Source organism: Orbaceae bacterium lpD02 (assembly GCA_036251875.1).
GTDB lineage: Bacteria > Pseudomonadota > Gammaproteobacteria > Enterobacterales > Orbaceae > Orbus > Orbus sturtevantii.
Genome location: CP133960.1, coordinates 1,958,903 through 1,983,578, shown reverse-complemented (window position 1 = coordinate 1,983,578; position 24,676 = coordinate 1,958,903). Strand labels below are relative to the sequence as shown.

22 protein-coding genes are annotated in these 24,676 nt (G+C 34.4%); 7 read left to right on the top strand and 15 right to left on the bottom strand.

All coding sequences use genetic code 11. From position 1 onward, the window contains the following. The first annotated feature begins 74 nt into the window (after positions 1–74). A protein-coding gene (locus RHO12_08635) for an IS1182 family transposase (GenBank protein WVD65446.1) occupies positions 75–1,486 on the top strand; the annotation gives its coding sequence in 2 pieces (ribosomal slippage) (positions 75–648 and positions 648–1,486; 1,413 coding nt in all). A gap of 106 nt (positions 1,487–1,592) precedes the next feature. Here the strand turns inward: RHO12_08635 and dnaJ are convergent. Continuing rightward, positions 1,593–2,729 (bottom strand): molecular chaperone DnaJ, encoded by a 1,137-nt coding sequence (dnaJ, locus tag RHO12_08630; protein ID WVD65445.1) that lies wholly within the window; start codon positions 2,727–2,729, stop codon positions 1,593–1,595. Positions 2,730–2,946: 217 nt separating this feature from the next. Then, positions 2,947–4,854, bottom strand: a complete 1,908-nt coding sequence (gene dnaK / locus RHO12_08625; protein ID WVD65444.1) for a molecular chaperone DnaK — start codon at positions 4,852–4,854, stop codon at positions 2,947–2,949. Positions 4,855–5,090: 236 nt separating this feature from the next. Here dnaK and satP point away from each other — a divergent pair, with 236 nt between their 5' ends. Next, positions 5,091–5,669, top strand: a complete 579-nt coding sequence (gene satP, locus RHO12_08620; protein ID WVD65443.1) for an acetate uptake transporter — start codon at positions 5,091–5,093, stop codon at positions 5,667–5,669. 72 nt (positions 5,670–5,741) lie between these two features. On the opposite strand, the gene RHO12_08615 is transcribed toward satP, so the two are convergent. Together RHO12_08615 and def are read right to left on the bottom strand one after the other, a co-directional pair. Beyond that, a complete protein-coding gene (locus RHO12_08615) occupies positions 5,742–6,836 on the bottom strand; it encodes an NADH:flavin oxidoreductase/NADH oxidase (protein ID WVD65442.1) in 1,095 nt (364 codons plus the stop codon). Positions 6,837–6,985: 149 nt separating this feature from the next. Further along, the gene (gene def / locus RHO12_08610; protein ID WVD65441.1) at positions 6,986–7,495 is read right to left on the bottom strand and encodes a peptide deformylase; all 510 of its coding nucleotides are present in this window, start codon (positions 7,493–7,495) and stop codon (positions 6,986–6,988) included. 109 nt (positions 7,496–7,604) lie between these two features. Between def and dprA the strand changes: the two genes are divergently transcribed. From dprA to RHO12_08595, 3 genes are all read left to right on the top strand, one after another. After that, complete coding sequence (gene dprA, locus RHO12_08605) at positions 7,605–8,672, top strand: DNA-processing protein DprA (protein WVD65440.1); 1,068 nt, start codon at positions 7,605–7,607, stop codon at positions 8,670–8,672. A 66-nt stretch (positions 8,673–8,738) separates the two neighbouring features. After that, complete coding sequence (locus RHO12_08600; protein ID WVD65439.1) at positions 8,739–9,299, top strand: L-threonylcarbamoyladenylate synthase; 561 nt, start codon at positions 8,739–8,741, stop codon at positions 9,297–9,299. Between the two features lie 11 nt (positions 9,300–9,310). After that, a complete protein-coding gene (locus tag RHO12_08595; protein ID WVD65438.1) occupies positions 9,311–10,426 on the top strand; it encodes an anhydro-N-acetylmuramic acid kinase in 1,116 nt (371 codons plus the stop codon). Positions 10,427–10,667: 241 nt separating this feature from the next. On the opposite strand, the gene RHO12_08590 is transcribed toward RHO12_08595, so the two are convergent. The 9 genes from RHO12_08590 to RHO12_08550 form a co-directional block, all read right to left on the bottom strand. Further along, a complete protein-coding gene (locus RHO12_08590) occupies positions 10,668–11,447 on the bottom strand; it encodes a Cof-type HAD-IIB family hydrolase (protein ID WVD65437.1) in 780 nt (259 codons plus the stop codon). A gap of 16 nt (positions 11,448–11,463) precedes the next feature. Next, entirely contained in the window at positions 11,464–12,141 is a 678-nt protein-coding gene (hda, locus tag RHO12_08585) for a DnaA inactivator Hda (GenBank protein ID WVD65436.1), read from the bottom strand. Between the two features lie 137 nt (positions 12,142–12,278). Next, positions 12,279–13,517: a uracil-xanthine permease family protein gene (locus RHO12_08580; GenBank protein WVD65435.1), complete on the bottom strand. Its 1,239-nt coding sequence runs from the start codon at positions 13,515–13,517 to the stop codon at positions 12,279–12,281. 72 nt (positions 13,518–13,589) lie between these two features. Next, positions 13,590–14,216 carry a uracil phosphoribosyltransferase gene (upp, locus tag RHO12_08575; protein ID WVD65434.1) on the bottom strand — a complete coding sequence of 209 codons (627 nt, stop codon included), beginning with the start codon at positions 14,214–14,216 and terminating at the stop codon, positions 13,590–13,592. Positions 14,217–14,317: 101 nt separating this feature from the next. Further along, entirely contained in the window at positions 14,318–14,941 is a 624-nt protein-coding gene (gene rsmG, locus RHO12_08570; GenBank protein ID WVD65433.1) for a 16S rRNA (guanine(527)-N(7))-methyltransferase RsmG, read from the bottom strand. Between the two features lie 6 nt (positions 14,942–14,947). Beyond that, positions 14,948–16,840 (bottom strand): tRNA uridine-5-carboxymethylaminomethyl(34) synthesis enzyme MnmG, encoded by a 1,893-nt coding sequence (mnmG, locus tag RHO12_08565; protein ID WVD65432.1) that lies wholly within the window; start codon positions 16,838–16,840, stop codon positions 14,948–14,950. A 519-nt stretch (positions 16,841–17,359) separates the two neighbouring features. After that, positions 17,360–20,131: a DNA polymerase I gene (gene polA / locus RHO12_08560; protein ID WVD65431.1), complete on the bottom strand. Its 2,772-nt coding sequence runs from the start codon at positions 20,129–20,131 to the stop codon at positions 17,360–17,362. 107 nt (positions 20,132–20,238) lie between these two features. Next, on the bottom strand, positions 20,239–20,889 hold the full coding sequence (locus RHO12_08555; protein ID WVD65430.1) for a DsbA family protein: 651 nt from the start codon (positions 20,887–20,889) through the stop codon (positions 20,239–20,241). A gap of 34 nt (positions 20,890–20,923) precedes the next feature. Further along, positions 20,924–21,190, bottom strand: coding sequence for a YihD family protein (locus RHO12_08550; GenBank protein ID WVD65429.1), 267 nt, complete (start codon positions 21,188–21,190; stop codon positions 20,924–20,926). Positions 21,191–21,382: 192 nt separating this feature from the next. Here RHO12_08550 and mobA point away from each other — a divergent pair, with 192 nt between their 5' ends. Together mobA and mobB are read left to right on the top strand one after the other, a co-directional pair. Further along, positions 21,383–21,964 carry a molybdenum cofactor guanylyltransferase MobA gene (mobA, locus tag RHO12_08545; protein ID WVD65428.1) on the top strand — a complete coding sequence of 194 codons (582 nt, stop codon included), beginning with the start codon at positions 21,383–21,385 and terminating at the stop codon, positions 21,962–21,964. Continuing rightward, positions 21,961–22,446 carry a molybdopterin-guanine dinucleotide biosynthesis protein B gene (gene mobB, locus RHO12_08540; GenBank protein ID WVD65427.1) on the top strand — a complete coding sequence of 162 codons (486 nt, stop codon included), beginning with the start codon at positions 21,961–21,963 and terminating at the stop codon, positions 22,444–22,446. Before mobA ends, mobB begins: the two co-directional genes overlap by 4 nt. A gap of 58 nt (positions 22,447–22,504) precedes the next feature. Here the strand turns inward: mobB and cobB are convergent, their stop codons facing one another. Together cobB and RHO12_08530 are read right to left on the bottom strand one after the other, a co-directional pair. Beyond that, positions 22,505–23,191 carry an NAD-dependent protein deacylase gene (gene cobB, locus RHO12_08535; GenBank protein WVD65426.1) on the bottom strand — a complete coding sequence of 229 codons (687 nt, stop codon included), beginning with the start codon at positions 23,189–23,191 and terminating at the stop codon, positions 22,505–22,507. A gap of 145 nt (positions 23,192–23,336) precedes the next feature. Then, positions 23,337–24,662: a 6-phospho-alpha-glucosidase gene (locus RHO12_08530; GenBank protein WVD65425.1), complete on the bottom strand. Its 1,326-nt coding sequence runs from the start codon at positions 24,660–24,662 to the stop codon at positions 23,337–23,339. Between the last annotated feature and the right edge of the window lie 14 nt (positions 24,663–24,676).

The following is a 24,676-nucleotide window of genomic DNA, read 5'->3' as shown; positions in this document are numbered from 1 at the left end:
TTGACAAAGAACTCGCTTTTTAGCGAGTTTTTTGATCTAATAGTGTGGTGTGTAACTATCAAAGGTATGTCCCGATGCTTAGAAAACCGACACCAGCAACCCCTGAAAAAATAGAACAAATATCGCTCGAAGCCCTTGTTCCTCAAAACCATCTTGTCCGTAAAATTGCTAAGATTATTGATTTCGAATTTATTCGTGATGCAGTGGCGTCCCTTTATTGTAAGGATAATGGACGCCCGGCAGAAGATCCCGTCAGATTATTCAAAATTATGTTATTAGGTTATCTTTTCGGCATTCCCAGTGAGCGGCGATTGGTGCAAGAAATACAGGTTAACTTAGCTTATCGTTGGTTTTTGGGGATGGGATTAACCGAAAAAGTGATTGACGCGTCAACCCTAAGCCAAAATCGTCGACGTCGATTTAATGATAGTGACATTTATCAACAGATTTTTGATAATATTGTCGAGCAAGCTATCGCGAAAGGCTTAATTAGCGGCCGTATCTTATATTCGGATAGCACGCATCTTAAAGCCAGTGCCAATAAGGGAAAAGCATGTAATGAAAAGCGTATTATAGAGCCGAGCCAATATATTAATGAGTTAAATAACGCGATTGAGGAAGAGCGGGCTACACATGGAAAAAAGCCTTAGCGCCAAGGACGGAAACACGGTATAAAGCCGTTAAAATCAGCACCACCGACCGAGAAAGCGGTTTTATGCATCGGGAAGGCAAACCTAAAGGGTTCTTTTATCTTGACCACCGAACGGTTGATGGTAAACATAATCTAATTACCGATACGCATGTTACGGCGGGAAATGTTCATGATTCTCAACCTTATCTTGCTCGGCTCAAACGGCAGGTCACTCGGTTTAACTTTGCGCCTGTTGGTGTGGGTCTTGATGCGGGGTATTTTACCGCCCCTATTTGCCATTTATTGTTAGCTGAGCAGATATATCCCGTAATCGGTTATCGCAGGCCGAATCATGGCGCGAATGCCATACGAAAACGGCAGTTTATTTATGATAGTCAACGCGATACCTATACCTGCCCCAATGGGCAATCACTGATTTATAAAACAACAAGTCGAGAAGGTTACCGTCATTATCATTCTAAAGCATGTGTTTGCAAGCAGTGTCCGTTATTATCACAGTGTACACAAAGTAAAAATAGTTTGAAAATAATCACTCGCCATATCTGGGAAGCCGATAAAGAAAAAGCGAATGATATTCGTCTAAGTAAATGGGGTAAAAAAGTTTATGCGAGACGAAAAGAGACCGTCGAGCGAAGTTTTGCTGACGCCAAACAACATCATGGACATCGTTATGCGAGATTTAGAGGGCTTGCTAAGGTTCAAATGCAGTGTTTGTTAGCCGCAACAGCACAAAATATAAAGAAAATAGCGTTAAAGCTATTTTTATTGCTATATTTTAGGTCACTTTTGAATAGATTTAATAAAATTTCAATTAAAAATCGTATTTATGGCTAAAATAGAAAAATAAACCCCGAATAATATCGAGGTTTGTCAACAATCTGAAGCCATTTACTAAAAGTAAATGGCTTTTTCATCGGAATCAAGCGTATTCATAGCTTATTTAACCAAAAAACTTTTTCACTTTATCAAAAAAGTTTTTCTCTTTTGGGCTATGCTTAGAATTTTTATCACCCGATAAACTTTCAGCGAGCTCTTTTAGTAGATCTTTTTGTTTATTAGTCAAATTAACTGGCGTTTCAACTACAACATGACAGTATAAATCACCCATTGTCGCACCGCGTAATGATTTTATCCCTTTACCTTTAAGTCGAAACACTTTCCCTGTCTGCGTTTCAGCAGGAATAGTTAAACTAACTTTACCGTTAAGTGTTGGCACCTGAACATCACCACCTAAAGCAGCTAAACCAATATTAATCGGAATTTCACAATGCAAATTAATACCATCTCTTTCAAAGATTGCATGTTGCCTAACTTGTATTTGAATATATAAATCGCCAGCAGGAGCACCATTTTTACCCGCTTCACCTTCGCCTGAAAGCCGGATTCGATTACCTGTATCAACACCAGCAGGAATAGTTGCCGATAATGTTTTTGTCTTTTGAACTCGGCCTTCACCATGACATTTTTTACATGGATTTTTAATACTTTTACCAAGCCCATGACAAGTCGGGCACTCTTGTTGAACGGCAAAAAACCCCTGGCGCATTTGAACAACACCGCTACCATGACAAGTTTCACATGTTTTTATATCTGCCGCATTCTCGGCGCCTTTACCATTACAGACATCACAAATAACAGCCGTAGGTACTTTTATCTCTTTACTTACACCAGCAGCAGCTTCTTCTAAACTTAAAGTAATATTATATTGTAAATCATTACCTCTCGATGCCGTCTGTCCACGACCTCTGCCACCGCCACCAAAGAATTCACTAAAAATATCGCCAAAAGCATCGCCAAAATCTGCGCCACCGCCAAAACCACCGCCACCAAATCCTCCGTTACCACCTTGTTCAAATGCAGCATGTCCATACTGATCATAGGCCGCTTTTTTTTGCGGGTCAGTCAAAATTTCGTAAGCTTCTTTAATTTCTTTAAATTTAGCTTCAGCTTCTGTTTTATTATCCTGATTTTTATCTGGATGATATTTCATGGCAAGGCGTTTATAAGCTTTTTTAATCTCTCGCTCATCGGCACTTTTATTGATGCCTAAAACCTCATAATAATCTTTCTTGGCCATTAATTATGTATCCTTTATTTCAATTTAATTTATATTAATAATTGCGTTATTAAAAAGTAATTATCATTATCGGTAATGATATAAATAAATTAAATCAAACCATTTTTATATATTTATTAAAATAACTAAACGGGCTTGAGTTACCTCTTGCCCGTTTTATTTCCTTAGCTCTTCAAACTAAAAAGCAATAACTCTTTAATAATCAAATAATTCACGATTATTTGTTATCATCAACTTCTTTAAAGTCTGCATCAACCACGTCATCTTCTGGCTTTGCATTGTTACTTGCATCGGCTTGCTGCGCTCCCGCTTGTTGTTGAGCAATTTCAAGTAACTTTTTAGATGCTTCCATCAGCGCTTGAATTTTTGCTTCAATTTCAGCTTTATCTTCACCACGAGCAGATACTTCTAACGCTGAAACAGCATCTTCAATCGCCTTCTTATCATCTTCTGCTAATTGCTCACCCGCTTCAGCTACTTGCTTACGAGTTGAATGAACTAAGTGATCGGCTTGGTTACGAATTTGTGCTAGCTCTTCAAATTTACGATCTGCGTCTGCATTGATCTCTGCATCTCTTACCATTTTTTGGATCTCTTCTTCACTTAATCCAGAAGAAGCTTTAATAGTAATATTTTGCTCACGTCCCGTATTTTTATCTTTTGCCGATACATGCAAAATACCATCAGCATCAATATCAAATGTGACTTCAATTTGAGCCATTCCTCGTGGGGCAGCTTGAATACCATCAAGATTAAATTGACCTAATGATTTATTATCGCTCGCACGTTTACGCTCGCCTTGTAACACATGAATAGTTACAGCAGATTGATTATCTTCGGCGGTTGAGAATACCTGACTATGTTTAGTTGGAATAGTCGTATTTTTTTCTATCAACGACGTCATCACGCTACCCATGGTTTCAATACCGAGTGATAAAGGTGTAACATCAAGCAATAATACATCTTTAACATCACCACCAAGTACACCACCTTGAACTGCAGCCCCTACAGCAACCGCTTCATCTGGGTTAACATCTTTGCGAGGCTCTTTACCAAAGAAATCAGCAACAACTTTTTGTACCATTGGCATACGTGTTTGACCACCAACCAAGATAACATCTTGAATATCAGACACTGAAAGCCCAGCATCTTTTAATGCTGTTTTAACGGGCTCCATAGAGCGTTTTACTAACTCTTCAACCAAAGACTCAAGTTTCGCTCTAGTTACTTTAATATTTAAGTGTTTTGGACCTGTTGCATCAGCAGTAATATAAGGCAAATTAATATCGGTTTGCTGTGCAGATGAAAGCTCAATTTTTGCTTTCTCGGCAGCTTCTTTTAAACGCTGCATTGCTAGTGGATCATTTTTTAGATCAAATCCTTGCTCGCGCTTAAATTCTTCAACTAAATAATTAATCAAGCGAGAGTCAAAATCTTCACCACCTAGATGGGTATCACCATTTGTAGCTAATACTTCAAATGTTTTTTCACCATCAACATCATCAATTTCAATAATAGAGATATCAAATGTACCACCACCTAAGTCAAAAACAGCGATAGTGCGATTACCTACATCTTTATCTAAACCATACGCAAGTGCAGCAGCTGTTGGTTCGTTAATAATACGTTTGACTTCGAGTCCTGCAATACGACCTGCATCCTTAGTTGCTTGGCGCTGCGCATCATTAAAATAAGCTGGAACAGTAATAACCGCTTCAGTAACGGCTTCACCTAAATAATCTTCAGCCGTTTTTTTCATTTTCTTTAATACTTCTGCTGAAATTTGTGGTGGTGCAATTTTTTGACCTTTAATATCAATCCATGCATCACCATTATCAGCTTTAGTAATTTTGTAAGGCATGATACTTACATCACGTTGAACTTCTGCGTCTTCATAGCGACGACCAATTAAACGTTTAATAGCAAATAGCGTATTTTGTGGATTTGTTACAGCTTGGCGCTTTGCTGGTTGTCCAACTAAAATTTCACCATCTTGTGTGTATGCAATAATCGACGGGGTTGTGCGATCGCCTTCGGCATTTTCTAATACTTTTGCCTGACCGTTATCCATTACTGCTACACATGAATTTGTTGTACCTAAATCAATACCAATAATTTTACCCATAATAATCTTCTCCTAAAAACCTGTATTTTATTTCTTGTATATAGGTCTCAAATATTTTTTTTCAAGCCCCTAATATTTACAAGGAAATATTTCGTTTCCACATAGATGGGAGCATAATGACTAATATCAAGGGGGGAAAATAATTTTTTTTCGGTAACTATTGATTGAAAACTAGTCTCCCCTTATTATTGCAACGCTTAAAAGCATTAATTATATATTTTATAAGTAGGAATTTTATGGAAAATACTAAGCTTGCCAACCCCGGCCCTTTAGGTTTGATGGGATTTGGTATGACAACTGTTTTATTAAACATTCATAATGCAGGTTTCTTCCCTGCAGTTACGGCAATTGTTTCTATGGGGATTTTTTACGGCGGGCTTGCACAAGTTATCGCTGGAATTTTAGAGTTCCGTAAAGGTAATACATTTGGAACAACGGCATTTACTTCTTATGGCTTTTTCTGGATTGTCCTCGTTGGTATCTGGTATTTACCAACAGCAGCAGCCACTGCGCCGACAGATAAAGTCTTTTTGGGTATTTTCTTAGCATTGTGGGGAATTTTTACTGCATTTATGTTTATTGGTACCTTAAAAGCAAACAAAGCGTTACAATTTGTGTTTGCTAGCTTAACGATTTTATTCGCTTTACTTGCTATCGGTAATATTTGTGATAATCACACAATTATTAATATTGCTGGTTTTGAAGGAATCATTTGCGGTGCAAGTGCAATCTATTTAGCAATGGCTGAAGTAATCAATGAACAACATGGGCGTACCGTATTGCCTATTGGCGCACCTAAAGGTTCAAGCCACTAATAAAATTAATAGCTAAATAATTAGCATTATATTAATTATTAAAAAAGCCCTTTTTTAAGGGCCTTTTTATCTCTACTTTTTAAATAAATTTTTACTGCCATGCGGCGAACTACGCGCATACTGTGGCGGAACGATTACCTGAGCACCAAGTATTTTTGCGGCTTGCCAAGGCCAATGAGGCTCAAATAATATCTCTCGACCGATAGCAACCATATCTGCCTGACCTGTTGAAATAATTGCTTCAGCTTGGATTGCCTCGGTAATTAATCCTACCGCAATAACAGGCATAGTAACTTGCTCTTTAATTGCTTGCGCAAATGGTACTTGATAATTCGGTCCAACTGGAATTTTCTGACACATATCAAGACCACCTGTTGATACATGAATATAGCTGCAACCTAACTCATTTAGCTTTTTAGCTAATATAATCGATTCAGCTAAATTCCATCCGCCCTCAACCCAATCGGTTGCAGAAATACGAATACCGACGCCTTTTTGTTTGGGAAACACAGCCCTAATAGCTTTAAATACTTCAATAACAAAGCGCAAACGATTATCAAGGCTTCCACCATATTCGTCGGTACGATGATTTGTTAATGGTGATAAAAATTGATGAATTAAATAACCATGAGCACCATGAATTTCAATAAAGTCAATATTAGCACGATCAGCTCTAATCGCTGCATCAGCAAATTGTTTCACTAAATTTTTAATTTCATCAGTCGTTAATTGTCTTGGTGTATCATAATTAGCATTAAAGGCAATCGCTGAAGGCGCAACCGTTTTCCAACCACCTTGTTCAACCGATACATGTTTTTCTTCTTTCCAAGGCTCAGGCATCGATGCTTTTCGACCCGCATGAACCAATTGAATAGCAATTGGCATTTTTGAATATTGACGAATTGATGCAATTAATGATTCCATCGCATGCTCTTGTTGATCGCCCCATAAACCTAAATCAAAAGGAGATAATCGACCTTCAGGGCAAACAGATGTTGCCTCTAAAACCATTAACCCAGCACCAGAATGAGAAAGCGAACCATAATGCATTAGATGCCAGTCTGTAGCTAAACCATTTTTTGCTGAATATTGGCACATTGGCGGAATAACGATTCTATTTTCAAAATGCTGTTCACCAATTTTGATTGGGCTAAATAGCTTACTCATTTTAAACTCCTTGCTGATCAAGAGAATATTAAATAATTTATTATTAATTGATTATAATCTCTTTTTTTTAGAAAGAATGCACTTTTTAGTATGGTATTTGCAAATTGGGCGTTGAAAATAGTGATATAGAGAGCTGAATAAAAGCCAAACTATGGTTTGGCTTCAAGGCGGTTCATTTTTTTCATCTTTTGTTCTATTCGTTGACGTTTTAAAGGAGAAAGATAATCAACAAATAATTTACCCACTAAATGATCCATTTCATGCTGAATACAAATAGCCAATAAACCATCAGCATCAATTTCATAAGCTTCACCATCACGGTTTAAGGCTGTAATTTTAATTGTTTCAGCTCGGGAAACAAATCCGCGACTATCCGGAACAGATAAGCAACCTTCTTCAATGCCTGTTTCACCATTTTTGAGTATAACCTCTGGATTAATAATAACATAAACTTGATCACGATTTTCTGATACATCGATAACAATAATCCGTTGATGAATATTAACTTGTGTTGCAGCAAGGCCAATTCCCTCTTCTGCATACATCGTTTCTATCATATCATCAATAATTTGCTGCGTTTGTGTTGTTATTTTTTCAACTGGTTTAGCAATTTTGCGTAGCCTTTCATCAGGAAAACGTAATACTGGTAAAATAGCCATAAATTTCTCGATTTGCCTCTAAATAGTCGTTTAGTCAATTTATACATATTTTAAACACTAATTATATTAATGGGTAGCCTTTAATTCCTATTATTAAAATAGTGAGTCTATGAATAAATATGAGTTTTTAATTCGATTTTCAATAGTTAATAATAAAAAAACAGCTAAAATTAGACCGTACCTTTACCAAGCTAGTGATGATATTGACGACAGCTTTTTATTACATCAACTTAATTTTAACCCCGATCAGGTTAAGCAATTTTATCGATATGATATAACCGAAACATTAGACTGGGTAAATAAAGATAATCACTTTTTAATTAGTTATTACGACCAATTTTATCCTGAAAGTCTAAAACAAATTAGCTGTGCGCCTTTATTACTATTTGGCATAGGCGATCCAAATTTATTAACAACGCCGCAAATAGCAATGGTTGGTAGCAGAATTTTTAGTGAATATGGTGCGCATTGGGGACGTTACTTTGCAAGTGAGCTTGCTATTAATGGACTAACAATTACTAGTGGTTTAGCATTAGGCATTGACGCTATTTGTCATCGTGGTGCGCTTGATGTTACAGGAAAAACAATTGCTGTTTTAGGTAGTGGTTTATTGAATATCACACCGAAGACTAATTATAGTTTAGCCAAAGATATTATCGCAAACAAAGGCACAATTATTTCTGAATTTTTACCAGATAAACCTGCACAACCAAAACACTTCCCTCGACGAAATCGTATTATTAGCGGGCTTTGTTTAGGTACATTTGTCATTGAAGCCTCTGAAAAAAGTGGTTCATTAATTACGGCTCGTTATGCATTAGAGCAAAATCGAGATGTTTTTGCACTACCTGGTGACATAGATAACTCAAATTGTAATGGTACCCATTGGTTAATCAAACAAGGCGCTTATTTAGTCACAAAACCAATCGATATTTTAGAACACTATTCAAGCAGCTTATCATGGGTAAAAAAGAGTGTTGAACAACAAGTCGATAATCTAACAATTATCCATCCAGAAATACTAGCGACAATAAATAATCAAGCTACACCCATCGATATTATTGCCGATAAAATGGGGTTATCCGTTGCGGAGGTTTCAATAAAATTAATTGAATTAGAGCTAGAAGGATTAATTGAATCTGTTAGTGGAGGCTATGTTCGCAGTAAATTCCTATGATTAGGTAAACTTATTAACTTAAATAGTGTTAATATATCGCGTAATAAAAAACAACTAAAATTAGCTATGACCATACTTTCATTAACTCAATCATGCGAAAAATTAACTCAAGGTGAGGTTATTGCCTATCCTACAGAAGCTGTTTTTGGTTTAGGCTGCGATCCAGACAATGAAAATGCTGTTTTGGCTATTTTGACTTTAAAAAACCGACCAATTGAAAAAGGATTAATATTAATTGCCAGCAATTTTGAACAGCTCACTCCCTATATCGATCTATCAAAAATAACAGAAAAACAAAAAAAATTAATGCTAAGTTCTTGGCCTGGCCCTGTGACTTGGATTGTAGCTAAAAATAATAAAACTCCGTATTTTTTAACGGGTCAATTTGACTCAATTGCCATTCGCGTTACCGATCATCCTTTAGTTCGACAGCTTTGCTTATTATTTGGTAAACCTATCGTATCGACTAGTGCGAATCTTTCAGGTCAAGCGCCCTGCCGAACAGTAGCTGATGTTAAGAAACAGTTTGGTATCAATTTTCCTGTCCTATTAGGCAAAACAGGTAAAAGAAAAAATCCATCAGAAATTAGAGATATTAAAACAGGGCTAATAATTAGGCTGGGATAGGGAATAATCATATGAAAAATTCACTTTATATTGGCGTAATGTCAGGTACTAGTTTAGATGGGGTAGATATAGCCTTAGTTAGCATAACAAAAAATGATATTTCCTTTAAGCTAGGCCATACATATCAAATACCCGATAATATTAAATCTGATTTACTCACTATATGTGAACAAAAGCAAAGTTCATTGCAAAAATTAGGCGAAATAGATCATCAATTAGGTGAATTGTATGCAACAGCAATAAATAATTTTATTAAAAATAATCAAATAAATAAAAAAAATATCGTTGCTATTGGCTGTCATGGACAAACTATTTATCACTCTCCTACGGGTCATTATCCATTTACAATGCAAATCGGCGATGCCAATATCATTGCAGCAAGAACAGGGATTACTACGATTGCTGATTTTCGCCGAAGGGATGTCGCGTTAGGAGGTCAAGGTGCTCCTCTGGTTCCAGCTTTTCATAACGCAATATTTCATAATCCAAATAAAAATAGAGTCATTCTCAATATTGGCGGCATTAGTAATATTACCGTTTTAACACCTAACAAACCAATTATTGGTTATGATACAGGCCCAGGGAATGTATTATTAGATAGTTGGATAATGGCTAATTTGAATAAATCTTATGACCATGATGCTATCTGGGCTAAAACAGGAAACATAAACCAACCACTGCTAGACCAGCTTTTACAAGAATACTATTTTGAACAACCGTACCCTAAAAGCACTGGCCGAGAACTATTTAATCTTAGTTGGTTAAAGCAAAAAGTATCAAAATTTAATCTTTCCCCACAAGATATCCAAGCAACACTTGTTGAGTTAACGGTTAGATCAACAGTAAATGAATTATTAAATAAGCAATTATTGGATCCTTCATTACCTTGTGAATTACTCATTTGTGGCGGCGGAGCAAAAAACCCTTTAATAATTGAACGATTTTCTAAATTATTAGTTAATTGGCTAGTTAACACAACGGATCAGCATGGAATAAGTGGTGATTATATGGAAGCTATTGCTTTTGCTTGGTTAGCTTACTGTCGAATGAATAATTTAGTTAGTAATATACCAAGCGTAACGGGTGCAACTAAATCAGTGAGTTTAGGTGTAATATATCCGAGTTAGTTCTCATAAAAGAGAATAAAATATGATTAAATCTATACTTGGTTCGTGGTTTGATAGTTACAAAAAATATTTAATGAATCAGATAGGAAAAGGCATGGCACATTTAGTATGTTTATTATAATTCAGCATGTTATCTTTACGGCAATTATCCGCATCCTAAATAACAACGACCAACCGTTTTAGTGTTAACTTTTTACTGCCAGCAATAAATGGGTAAGTAGCACAGATCATTTAAACTCAATTAAATTAAACTGAAGTGTTTTAATCCTTTAGCAATGCCATCGTTATTATGATCGTCTGTAATAAATTCAGCTAATTTTTTTAAGGGTGTTACAGCATTGCCCATAGCGATAGGATGATCAACTAATTCGAACATTTCTAGATCATTTAAACCATCGCCAAAGGCATAAGTTGGTACGTCCAAAAGTTTTTTATTTTCTAATAATTTTTTGATACCAAATGCTTTTGATCCTCCACGATTAAAAACATCAACACAATATTGGGTGTTGCGTATAAAGCACAGCTCTGGAAATTGCTTAATATATTCTTCTTCACCATCCTCGCACAGTAGAAGCAGCATCTGAATGGGTTCACTACGATAAATATCCGAATCAACAGGAGGGACGGGTTGCTTTAAAAAATTATAAAATTTTATCGCTGGTTTGCTTAATTCCGAAATTCGCATAATTTTATCATTGTAGAACGAAAGAGGAATATTTGTTCTGGTTTTAGAATAAGCCATTACTCTATCAATAACACTAATATCAATATTATTAGAAAAAACATGGCTACCTTGATAAAAAACAGATTGACCATTCATGGCAACAATTGAATCGATTTTAGATTGCTTCATGATATGTTGTACTTCACAAACGGTTCTACCTGTTGCTATTACTGGCATAATGTTGTTATTATGAAGATTATTTATTGCTTCAATAGTCGTTTTAGCGACCGTAACATCGCTTGTTAGCAATGTTCCATCTAAATCAAAAAAAATAATTGCGTCAGGTTTATTGGTCATTAATTACCCCATAACATCATAAATTAAACATTGTTTTAATAAAAGGAATTGTAAGTTTCCTCTGTGCTGTTATTGTCATTTTATCAAGTTTATCAAGTAGGTTTGATAATGTTTTCATATCACGATCAACGCGTTTTAATAAAAATAATCCAACATCAGTTGGTAATTCAAATCCCCTTAACAGGGCTCTAAGTTGTAACGCATATAGTTTATCTTCATCATTAAGTTCTTTTAATTGATAAACTTGCCCCCACTCTAACCTAGAAATTAAATCTGGTAGGATAAAGGGAATCTGCTTAGGCGGTGCATTACCAGTAATGAGTAGTTTACTATTATTGTTTTCAAGTAAGCGATTAAAAAGATCAAAAATAGCCTCTTCCCATGCTCTATTACCCGCTATTTTATCTATATTATCTAAGCAAACGAGATCATAATCATCAAGTCCCAATAAAATATCAGGCTCTAATAATAAATATTGTTCAAGGGGAATATAGCTAATTCGTTTATCTAAATGTGATAAATAGTGACAAGATGCATGTAATAGATGTGTTTTTCCTGATAAAAAAGCAGACCAAACATAAAGAAAACAAAACCCTGATTTACTCAAAGTTTCTTTTAAATAGTTAAGCAAAAGTAAATTATCACCTGTATAAAAACTGGTAAATGTTTCTGTATCCGGCAATGAAACAGGCAAAACTAACTGCTGAGAATTAATTGCTAATACCTCATAATATTTATATAACTAAGCTAGTATAAATTCTAGTAATTAAAAAGCAATATTATTTATGATTGCCAATTTAAGGTAGCAAAGCTACCTTTACTTTATTTAAATTAAGGGCGCGGTAAAATAAGGTTTAAAATGATGGCTAAAATTCCACATAAACTAATACCCTGTAAAACATAGGAACCAAAATCAAAAATCATCCCACCGATACCAAATACTAAAACAAGTGCTGTAATACACATGTTGCGTGATATTGATAAATCAACTTTATGTTTAACTAAAATATTAACGCCAACTGATGCAATAGAACCAAATAATAAAACCATAATCCCCCCCATAACAACAGCAGGAATAGAGGCAAGAAAAGCACCAACCTTACCAATAAATGACATAATAATAGCCCAAATAGCGGCCCACGTCATAACGCGAGTTTTAAAATTACGCGTTAATGTTACTGCACCAATAACTTCTGCGTAAGTAATGCAAGGTGGGCCACCTAAAAACCCAGCGACTGATGTTGCAAGGCCATCGCCTAATAATGTTTTTTGTAATCCTGGATTTTTAATATAATCTTTACCCGTTACACTACTAATAGCCATAATATCACCAACATGTTCAATTGTAGGTGCAATTACAATTGGGATCATATAAAGCGCCGCTTGCCATTTAAATTCAGGAAAAGTAAAAGTTGGTAAAGCAAACCAAGGTGCGTTAATAATAGGATTAAAATCAACCAAACCAAGAAAACAAGAAAGAGTATAGCCAACTACGATTCCTGAAATAATTGGAACCAGTTTAAAAAAACCTTTTGCCCAAATAGCAACAATAAGCGTAGTAATAAGCGATGCCATAGAAATAATAATTAATTGATACTTGGGTAAAGGTGTGTTGATTCCCGTTCCCATCGCCATATTAACAGCAATAGGAGCAAGTGATAGACCTATAACCATAATAATGGGCCCCGTTACAACAGGTGGTAATATTTTATTAATAATTTCAGTACCATTAATTTTTACTAAAAATGAAAAAAACATAAAAACAAATCCAGCTATAACCAATCCCCCAAGAGTAGCTGGGATCCCCCATTGTGAAACACCATAAGAAATAGGCGCAATAAACGCAAAAGATGATGCTAAAAAGACAGGAACTTTACCTCGGGTTGTTATTTGAAAAATAATAGTACCAACGCCCGCTGTAAATAGTGCAACATTAGGGTTTAATCCTGTTAATAATGGAACTAAAACTAATGCCCCGAATGCGACAAATAACATTTGTGCACCAGCTAAAATATCAAGCCAAGAATGTTTATTATTTTCTATTGATTTTGCTATTTGATTTGAACTCATAAATAATACTTCTCTTTCTTTATTAAATAGTAGGCATAAAAAAACCGGCTTAACCGGTCTTAAAATAATTTTTTATTTAGTACCAAAGATCTTATCACCAGCATCACCTAATCCGGGAATGATATAACCTTTTTCATTAAGCTTCTCATCGATTGAAGCCGTATATAATTCTACATCGGGATGAGCTTTATCTAAAGCTTGAATGCCTTCAGGCGCAGCAACTAAAACCAATACTTTAATATTTTTACAACCTGCTTGCTTTAATAAATCAATGGTTGCAACCATTGATCCACCCGTTGCAAGCATAGGATCAACAACAAGAGCCATTCTATCTTCAATAGAAGAGGTCAATTTTTGAAAGTAAGGAACGGGCTCTAGTGTTTCTTCATTACGATAAAAACCCACAACACTGATTCTAGCACTAGGTATATGTTCAAGCACGCCGTCCATCATACCAAGACCAGCACGTAAAATAGGTACTACTGTTATTTTTTTACCTTTAATTCGTTCTACTTCAATAGGCCCACACCAGCCCTGAATAGTCACTTTTTCGGTGGGTAAATTTGCGGTTGCTTCATAAGTTAGTAAACTACCAACTTCGCTAGCTAAATCTCTAAAATCTTTGGTTGAAATATCATGTTCGCGCATTAAACCAATTTTGTGGCGTACCAGAGGGTGTTTTACTTCAACTATTTTCATGAAAGGCCTCAGTTGTTATTAATTATTATTGCAATAACTGCTGAGGTAAAATTGTAACATAACTAACTATAATAAGCGAAAATTAGTTAAATAATTTAATGCTAACTATTATTATTTTTTATCGTGATTAAATTGCGCTCAGCATTAAGATTAGGGACATTGAGCTTTATCACATCCAAAATAGTAAATGTATTAGGTAAATATTTTAACTCTTCTTGAGAAGCCATACTTTTTAAAGCATAAAAAATACCATTTTGATTAGGTAAATGGTGACACCAATTAAGCATATCAGCTAATGAAGCAAAAGCACGACTAATTACACCATCAAATTGTTTAACCGTATATTCTTCTATTCGACTTTGTACAGGATGAATATTATCAATCTTTAATTCAAATTTAACCTGTTTTAAAAACCTAACTCGCTTACCAAGGCTATCAACTAAATCAAATTGCTTATCAGGATTAATTATAGCAAGCGGTATTCCTGGTAGGCCAGGGCCTGTACCTACATCGATAAATGACTCACCTTTGAGATAAGGTGAAATAACTAAGCTATCCATAATATGCTTAGTTAACATTTCATTAGGATCTCTAATAGATGTCAAATTATAAGCTTTGTTCCATTTATTAAGCATTTCAACGTAGCAAACAAGCAGATCTAATTGCTTTTCATTGATAACTAGATCTGTTTTTTCTATAAGGCTTTGTAGGTTATTTTTTAACATAATTTATTAAATTTTATTTTTGTTAATATAATTTTTTTTCTTTAAATAGACTAATAACATTGATATAGCCGCGGGAGTGACGCCCGAAATACGCGAAGCTTGCCCTATTGAAATAGGTTTATGTTGCTTTAGTTTAGCAACAACTTCATTAGATAAGCCTGATATTTCAGTATAATCAATCATATCAGGAATTAATGTGTCTTCATTACGTTTTTGCCGTTCAATTTCTTCTACTTGCAGTTTAATATAACCATCATATTTAACTTGAATTTCAACCTGCTGCATTGCTTGTTCATCGTCAATACCCGGTGCAAATAAAGATAACGATTTTAATGTCTTATAATCCATTTCGGGGCGCTTAAGTAACTCTTCGCCATTTGCTTCTTTAGTTAAATTAGCATTAAGTACGGCATTGACTTCATTAATAGTATCAATATGCGGATGCACCCAAATATCTCGTAAGCGAGCACGCTCGTTTTCAATAGTTTCTATTTTTTGATTAAAATGTTGCCAGCGATAATCATCAACTAGCCCTAATTTACGACCTATTTCAGTTAAACGAATATCAGCATTATCTTCTCTTAACATTAGGCGATATTCAGCACGGGAAGTAAACATTCTATAAGGTTCATTGGTACCTAATGTACAAAGATCATCAACCAATACACCTAAATAAGCTTGATCTCGCGTTGGGTACCATTGTTCTTGATCATTAGCAAACCTTGCCGCATTTAAGCCTGCTAATAATCCTTGAGCAGCAGCTTCTTCATAACCTGTTGTTCCATTTATCTGACCAGATAGAAATAGTCCTTTAATAATTTTACTCTCAAGAGTTGGTTTAAGATCTCTGGGATCAAAATAATCATATTCTATAGCGTATCCAGGTCTAACAATATTAGCATTTTCAAGTCCTTTCATACTTCTTACAAAAGCAAGCTGAACATCAAATGGTAAACTAGTTGATATACCGTTAGGATAAATTTCATTGCTATCTAATCCTTCGGGTTCGAGATAAATTTGATGCGAGTTGCGATCAGCAAAACGCATAATTTTATCTTCAATAGATGGACAATAACGAGGGCCAATTCCCTCTATAACACCTGTATACATAGGACTTCTATCTAAACTATTACGAATAATATTATGAGTATTTTCGTTAGTTTCAGTTACATAACATGGAATTTGTCGTGGATGTTCATTAGCATGCCCTAAAAATGAAAAAACAGGTGTAGGATCATCACCAAATTGTGTATTTAATTTTGAAAAATCAATTGTTCTAGCATCAATTCTTGGTGGTGTACCTGTTTTTAATCGTCCCATTCTGAATGGGTGTCGATGTAATGATTTAGATAATTCAATAGAAGCTGGATCGCCCGTTCTTCCGCCACTGTAGTTATTAAGACCTATATGAATTTTGCCATCTAAAAAAGTACCCGTAGTTAAAACGACTGCTTTAGCTTTAAATTTAACTCCCATTTGGGTGATTACACCTAAAATCTGGTCATTTTCAATGATTAGATCTTCAACAGATTGTTGAAAAAGCATTAAATTTTCCTGATTTTCAAGTGCTATTCTTATTGCATCACGATAAATTGATCTATCTGCTTGAGCTCTTGTCGCTCTGACGGCAGGGCCTTTACTTGCATTTAAAATTCTAAATTGAATACCTGCTTTGTCTATTGCATGAGCCATTAAGCCGCCCATAGCGTCGATTTCTTTAACTAGATGTCCTTTACCTATGCCACCAATCGCAGGATTACACGACATTTGCCCTAATGTATTTATATTATGTGTTAGTAGCAATGTCTTTCTACCCATTCTGGCAGAAGCCATTGCAGCTTCAGTACCTGCATGACCACCACCTACAATGATGACATCAAAAAGATCTGGGTAAAACATAATATCCTCAACTTACTTCAAATAAAAATCGATAATACACATAGGGATTAATTAGAGTGACAAATTCTACTCGTCTTTTCGATAAGGTCAAATGATCTATTTTAGATCGCTAATTAATTAAAAGATCTTTTATATCTTTTTCTTATTATTTTTACTACTACTGCATTCTTAATCTGTGGGTTATTTATTTTTCTTATTACTTTTTAAAAAGTTAATGTCTTTTTGAGTATGTTAATATAGTGATTTATTGTCGCCTTTAAACTGAGGATAACTATCTAACTTATCCACAGATGATTTATGGTTATAAGTTATTTGTTGAGTGTTAACAGGTTAATTATGCTTTTTACCACAAACTTATTCACATAAAATAAATTTAATTGCTAGTTTTTTGTGTGTTTATTGGCTATTAAATAAGCTTAACGGATCCTTAGATCCTTTATATTATCTATTTAGATCCGTTATTTTTTTGTTTTTATACTTATTTTAGTGAAAATATTAAAGAATATTTTTTATTCAATTTTAATGGGCTTGGTCCCAATTATCACCAATTCCTATATCAACTTTTAATGGAATAGCGAGTTTATAGCAATTTTCCATGATTGACTTAATCTGCTTTGCGATAAAATCGATATCATTCTCTTTAACTTCAAAAACTAATTCATCATGGACTTGCATAATCATTTTTATTTTATCGTTTTGAGTATCTATAAATTTATCCATTTCAATCATAGCTGTTTTTATAATATCTGCAGCCGTTCCTTGCATAGGGGCATTGATAGCCGCTCGTTCAGCCGCTCGCTTTTCTATTCCATTTGATGAGTTTATTTTAGGTAAATAAAGTCGTCTTCCCGATAATGTTTCAACATAGCCTTTTTCTGCTGCAAGTAAGCGTGTATTTTCCATATAACGTTCAACATTAGGGTAACGCTCAAAATAACTATCAATATAGAATTTTGCTTCATGTCTTGCTATGTTAATTTGTTTTGATAAACCAAAAGCACTCATACCATATATCAAGCCAAAGTTAACCGCCTTTGCGCGTCTACGCTCTTCTGATGTAACGTCTTGTTCATTTTTACTTAATATTTCACTGGCGGTAAAACGGTGAATATCTTTATCATTAGCAAATGCATCAAGGAGATTTTTATCCTGTGATAGATGTGCCATTATACGTAGTTCTATTTGAGAGTAGTCTGCTGAGACTATCTTATAGCCTTTTGGTGCAATAAAGGCTTGCCGTATTTTACGGCCTTCTTCATTACGCACAGGAATATTCTGTAAATTAGGGTCGTTAGATGATAGTCTACCTGTTACTGTACCAACTTGGTTGTAGTTAGTATGAATACGGTGATCTTTTTCACTAATCATTAATGGTAGTTTATCTGTATAGGTATTTTTTAATTTAGCAAGACCTCTATATTCTAAAATTAATCTTGGTAGTTCATAATCGTTCGCTAACTCACTTAGTACTTCTTCGTTAGTTGACGGATCGCCTTTTGGGGTTTTCTTTATTATCGGTAACTGTTTTTTTTCAAATAAAATAACTTGTAGCTGTTTTGGTGACGCGATGTTAAACGGCTCTCCGGCAAGTTCATGAATCTGTTTTTCCAATTGATCTAATTTTATTTTTAGCTCTTTAGAATGCTGGTTTAACTGCTTTTCATCAATTAAAACACCTGTTCTTTCCATGTTTGCTAAAATGATAGCGAGCGGCATTTCAATATCGGTAAATAGCTTCTTTAATTGACTTTCTTTTTCAATATTTGGCCATAAATGATTATGTAGAAGTAACGTTATATCGGCATCTTCACTGGCGTAAAGCGTGGTTTGTTCTATATCTACCATATCAATAGTTACTTTTTTTCTATCTACTTTAGTTAGCTCATCATAGGTAACTGTTTTATGGTCTAAATATTTTCTTGCCATGCTGTCCATGTCATGGCGTTCATTACTATTTAATACATAAGATTCTAGCATGGTATCAAAAGCTATTCCTTTAACGGTAATGCCATAATTGGCTAGAATACAGTAATCAAATTTTGCGTTCTGACCGATTTTTTTTATATTTTCATCTTCAAATATAGGTTTGAGTTTTTGAATAATTTCATCAATAGATAGCTGCTTAGGTACACCTAAATAATAGTGGTGAATAGGAATATAACAAGCTTCATTAGGATTTATACTTAATGATATACCGACTAACTGTGCATGAAAATGATCAATACTATTGGTTTCTGTATCAAATGCAAAAAGTTGAGCTGATTTTAATTTTACAACCCAGCTATCAAGTTGTTCACTCGTTAATATTGTTTGATAATTTTTGTCATCGCTTTGTGCATTTATTAATTGATCGCTTTCGATATCATTGTTTATTAATTCGTTACTTGGCACGATTGTTTTTGCCTTAATAAACGAGCCACTTTGTAAATCATTTATCCAACGATTAAACCCTTGGTACTCAAAAAACTCTCTAAGCTTATTATTATCATAAGGTTTTGGTTTTAATTGCTCGTTAGTTAAATCGATTGCTACATCAGTTTTAATTGTAGCGAGCAGATAAGAAAGGCGGGCATTATTTTCATTATCAATTAATTTTTGTTTAATAGATTTAGCACCTCTAATAGTTAATTTATCAATATTATCAATATGTTGATAAATATCATCAATACTTGAAAACTCTGTTAATAAGCTTGTTGCGGTTTTTTCGCCAACGCCAGCTACTCCTGGAATATTATCTGAGCTATCCCCCATTAAAGCTAAAAAATCGATAATTTTATTTGGAGGCACACCAAATTTTTGTTCTACACCTTGTGGATCTAATACAACATTGTTCATTGTATTAATCAGCGTTATTTTACCTGAAACAAGCTGTGCCATATCTTTATCGCCAGTACTTATTAATACATCTAACCCTTCTGCTTCAGCTCGTTTGGCTAATGTTCCAATTACGTCATCTGCCTCAACTCCCTCAACACAAAGTAATGGTAAACCCATTGCGTTTAATATTGCATGTATTGGCTCTATTTGAACACGTAAATCTTCAGGCATTGCTTCGCGAGTTGCTTTATATTCACTGTAGATCTCTTTTCTAAATGAGCCTCCTTTAGCGTCAAAAACAACAGCAATATGCGTTGGACTATATTGATTAATTAAACTTCTAATCATATTTATAACGCCATAAACGGCACCGCTAGGCTCTCCCTTGGGGTTTTTTAAAGGTGGTGTCGCAAAAAAAGCTCTATAAAGATAAGATGAACCATCTACAAGAATGATAGGGTTTTGGCTTGACATAATAAATTCACTTTTATGTAGGAATATTAACTGATAAGTATACTAAAAAGTGATTAAAATAGAAAACGCGCATTAAAAGCGCGTTATATACATCGTAAAAAGAAAAATTATTTTAATGTAGTTAAATAATTGATGGTGTTAGAGTAGTCATCTAATAAAGCTTGACTCGATGTAGAATTCATTCCGTTTGCATTTATTAAATATTTTCCGTTAACATAAAAACTAGGAATGCTTGTTGGTTCTAGCTCTTTTCTTGCCGCTTCTTGTTGTGCAATAAAAGCTTTAACTAAAAAATTATTTTTCATACTGTCATATTTAGCATTATCAACGCCTAAGTTAGCAAAAACACCTTTAATATCATTAGCTGTTTTTATTGTTCCATCACGTTGAATACCGTTATATAGCTCAATACTAACATCTTCAGCAATACCTAAAACATTTGCTATAGCCCAAGCTTCAGATAGTTCTGGCGCAAGTCGACCAAAATCACTAAGGCTATATTTTTTAAATGTAACGCCTTCTGGTAACCTATTTTTTATTGTTTTACCTAATTTTAATTCATCATCTAAACGGAAACAGCTAGGGCAGTTAAATGAAAAAAATTCAACAACTTCTTTTTCAGGAGCTGGGAATTTAGCTAAAACAATGTATTGTTTTCCTTCTTCAATTTTAACTGACTCACTTGTCTGTGTCTCTGCGGCAAAGATACTAAATGAAAATAATATAGCACTTAATGCGATAAAAAATTTTTTAATCATTATAAAACCTCTAATAAATTAACTAGTTAATTTTTTATTTAATAATACCACGCGCTTTTAATAGCGCCGTTTTAAAGTCATCTTCGTAATCTTTTTTGATTCCTGGAATGGCTTGTCCTTTATCTGAATTACGCATTTTTAGATGATAAATAAGAATTTCATCACTTAAATCGCCCAAATCACCATCAAAACCAGCTTCTTTAGCTAATTTACTTAAAAATTGTAATAGATTTAAATCAGGCTCTTTTTGCCATTCTGGCTCTAAAAGTTCGATTAATTCTTCTATTCTATGGCATGCCATTATTATTCACCTATTTATTTTAAAAATTTATATTTATCATGCAATTTTTAAGCTAATTAAGTATATACTCAAGCATTTAAACTATGATGTTTTAATATCGAGTATAATAAGCTGCTAAAATATTACAGTATTACTAACAACAGTATAGTAATGCTATTTTTAATTTTATCAATGTAAAAAAAGTAATAAGTTATGCTAAAAACGTCTATAACAGCAATTATTCTTGCTGGCGGAAAAAGTATGCGAATGAATGGTAATGATAAAGGTCTTTTATTATTAAAAGATAAACCTCTTTATTGCCATGTTATCGATAAAATCAAGCCACAAGTTGATACTATCATTATTAATGCCAACCGAAATATCATATCATATCAGCATACAAATTATAGCGTTATTAATGACGTATTACCTGGCTTTTTAGGCCCGCTTGCTGGTATTTACTCTGGGCTAATTAATAGTCAAACTGATTGGAATTTAATTGTTAGCTGTGATACACCATTTTTACCTTCTGATTTAGTAACACGGTTGATGCAGAAAGCGATTAACCATCAAGCTGCTTACGTTTTTGATGGAGAAAAACCGCATCCAACAATTTTGCTTATTCGGCGTGAATTAGCTGAAAAAATAAAAATATATTTAGCACAAGGTGATCGAAAATTAATGCTATTTTTACAAGGTGTTGATGCTATAAAAGTTGATTTTAGTGATAAAAAACAATTATTTATTAATATTAATACACCTGAAGATTTAACTTTTTGGAATCAATCATTATGAAATTAATTGGTATTTGTGGCTATAGTGGTAGTGGGAAAACAACATTATTAAAAAAATTAATTACTGTACTTAAAACCGATAATGTTTCATTAGCAGTAATTAAACATAGCCATCATGATATGGATATAGATATTCCGGGTAAAGATAGCTATGAACTTAGGAAATCAGGTGTAGATAAAATTATTGTCGCTTGTGATAATCGCTGGGCCTTTATTAATGAAACGCCAAATAATAATGCAAAATTAACTGATTTGGCTAATCAGTTTAAACATGTTGATTTAGTGTTAGTTGAGGGTTTTAAAGATGAAGCGATAACTAAAATTATATGCCATCGAAAAGAAAATAATAAACCGCTTTTTTATGATAAGCATACCATTGCTTTTGCTGCTGACTATGCGCTAGAGACTAATATTAAGCAATTTGATATTAATAACGCGCAAGATATTGCCAATTTTATAAAAGGCAACTTAGTTGTTAAGTGAAAGAGACTGTAGTTTTCAGCCTACTTTTTGCTAATCGTTTATTCTCTAAGCGTAAGGGCTAGAGATCGAACGATTGTTTTAAAAATGCCGGTACAACTTTGCTTGCAGGACCATAAATTTTAGCTTGGAATTGACTCTCTTTTAGTGATGGTTCTAAATTGAGTTCAACGCTTTTAGCGCCAAATTGATTTGCTATTTGCACAAAGCCCGCAGCAGGGTAGACATTACCTGATGTTCCAATTGAAATAAAATAGTCTGCTTGTGCTAATTTAGCATAAATCTCATCCATATATAATGGTATTTCGCCAAACCAAACAATATGTGGTCGAATATCTTTATTCGATACGCAATCAACATCATTAAAACAATCAAACACTTTGCCTGTTTTCTCACTACGAACTTTAAGTAATTCACCATGCATGTGGATAATGTTTTTGGATCCGGCTTGTTCATGTAAGTTATCCACATTTTGTGTCACAATGGTAACATTTTCACTACCTAGTTTATTTTCAAGCAACGCTAAGGCAATATGAGCGTTATTTGGTTTAACCTCTGGGGATTGTAGTTTTTTTCGTAGCATATTATAAAACTGATGTACCGCAATAGGATCACGAGTATAACCCTCATATGTAGCAACATCATTAACATCGTGATTTTCCCATAAACCATTTTGTGCTCTAAACGTTGATAATCCTGATTCTGCAGATATCCCTGCTCCTGTTAATACAACAATTTTAGGTTTCATAATATTACCCCAATAATTTTTCATCTCGTATTTATACAACCATATCGTTAATTGGTCTATTTTTGAACTAGTTTATTGTTATTTATAATAAATGAGATCATATAGCCTTTTAAAAGATGAGTTGATAAAAGGCTATTTATAAAAATTATTTTAACTCTGGCCAGTAATCTTTATTGGCTATAATTAAATCGTCTAAAATTGCTTTAGCAACACTCGCACTTGGGACTGTTTTAGATAATGATAAAGCTTGCCACATTTTGAGATAGCTTTTTTCTATATAAGCTTCAACAACCAGCTTTTCAACGGCAACTTGTTCTTCCATTAATCCTTTTTGGAAGTTAGGGATTTTACCTTGGCATAATGGTTCTGGTCCACCACTACCTACAATACAAGGTACTTCAACCATTGCATCATCACGAAAATTTGCGATTGCACCATTATTTTCAATAATTAATAACATACGCTCGCCAGTGTTATAAGCAATCGCTCTTGCTAAATCAACAATAAAAGAGGCATGGCTATCAATATGAAATGACTGCCCCGCATTGGTACCTGCTGCAATGATAGCCTTTGCAGCAGAAAAAACATTTTTTTCGCGACCATTCATCACTTCATTGGCGCGAGTAAATTCAGGGTTAGAATGCTCAACAACATAGTCTGGATAAAGATAATATTTTAAGTAGGTATTTGGTAGGTAATTAGGATCGATAGCAATAATATCTTTTGCCTTGCGATGGGTATCTTGCCAGCTTGGGTCAGTATGCTGGGTATCTATTTCAATTTGGGTTAAATAACCATTTTTACTAACATAATCACGGATTTGAGGCAATAGTTCTTTGCCGCTCGGATCTTTAACGCTGGTCCACCAACCAAAGTGATTTAAACCAAAATAACGAACAGTGAGTTCTTTTGGTGTTAATCCGACAATTTGTGACATACGGCGGGTTGTGCCTATTGGCATATCACAAATATTAAGTACTTTTGATTTTGGGCGTAAAACACGGCACGCTTCTGCGACGATAGATGCTGGGTTAGAATAGTTAAGCATCCAGCAATTTGGTGAGTATTTTTCCATAATATCAATGAGTTGAATTATGTCACGAATACTACGCACACCGTATGCTATGCCCCCAGGCCCACAGGTTTCTTGACCCAAAACACCATGTTTTAGTGGGATTTTCTCGTCTAACTCGCGCATTTTGTACTTGCCTGTACGAATGTGTGCCATACAGAAATCAACGTCAGTAAACGCTTCTTTTGGGTCGGAAGTAAATGTAAATTTAATCTCTGGTGCTTGTTCTTTCAATACGATAGCTAAAGCTTGTCCAAGTATTGCTTGACGCTCTGCATCATTATCATAAAGCGTTAATGATCGTATCGGAAAACGATCTAAATTTTCTAACATCATCATTACAATGCCCGGCGTATAAGTGCTACCGCCACCCGCTATTACAATTGAATACTTTTTCATAGATAACCTCTTTT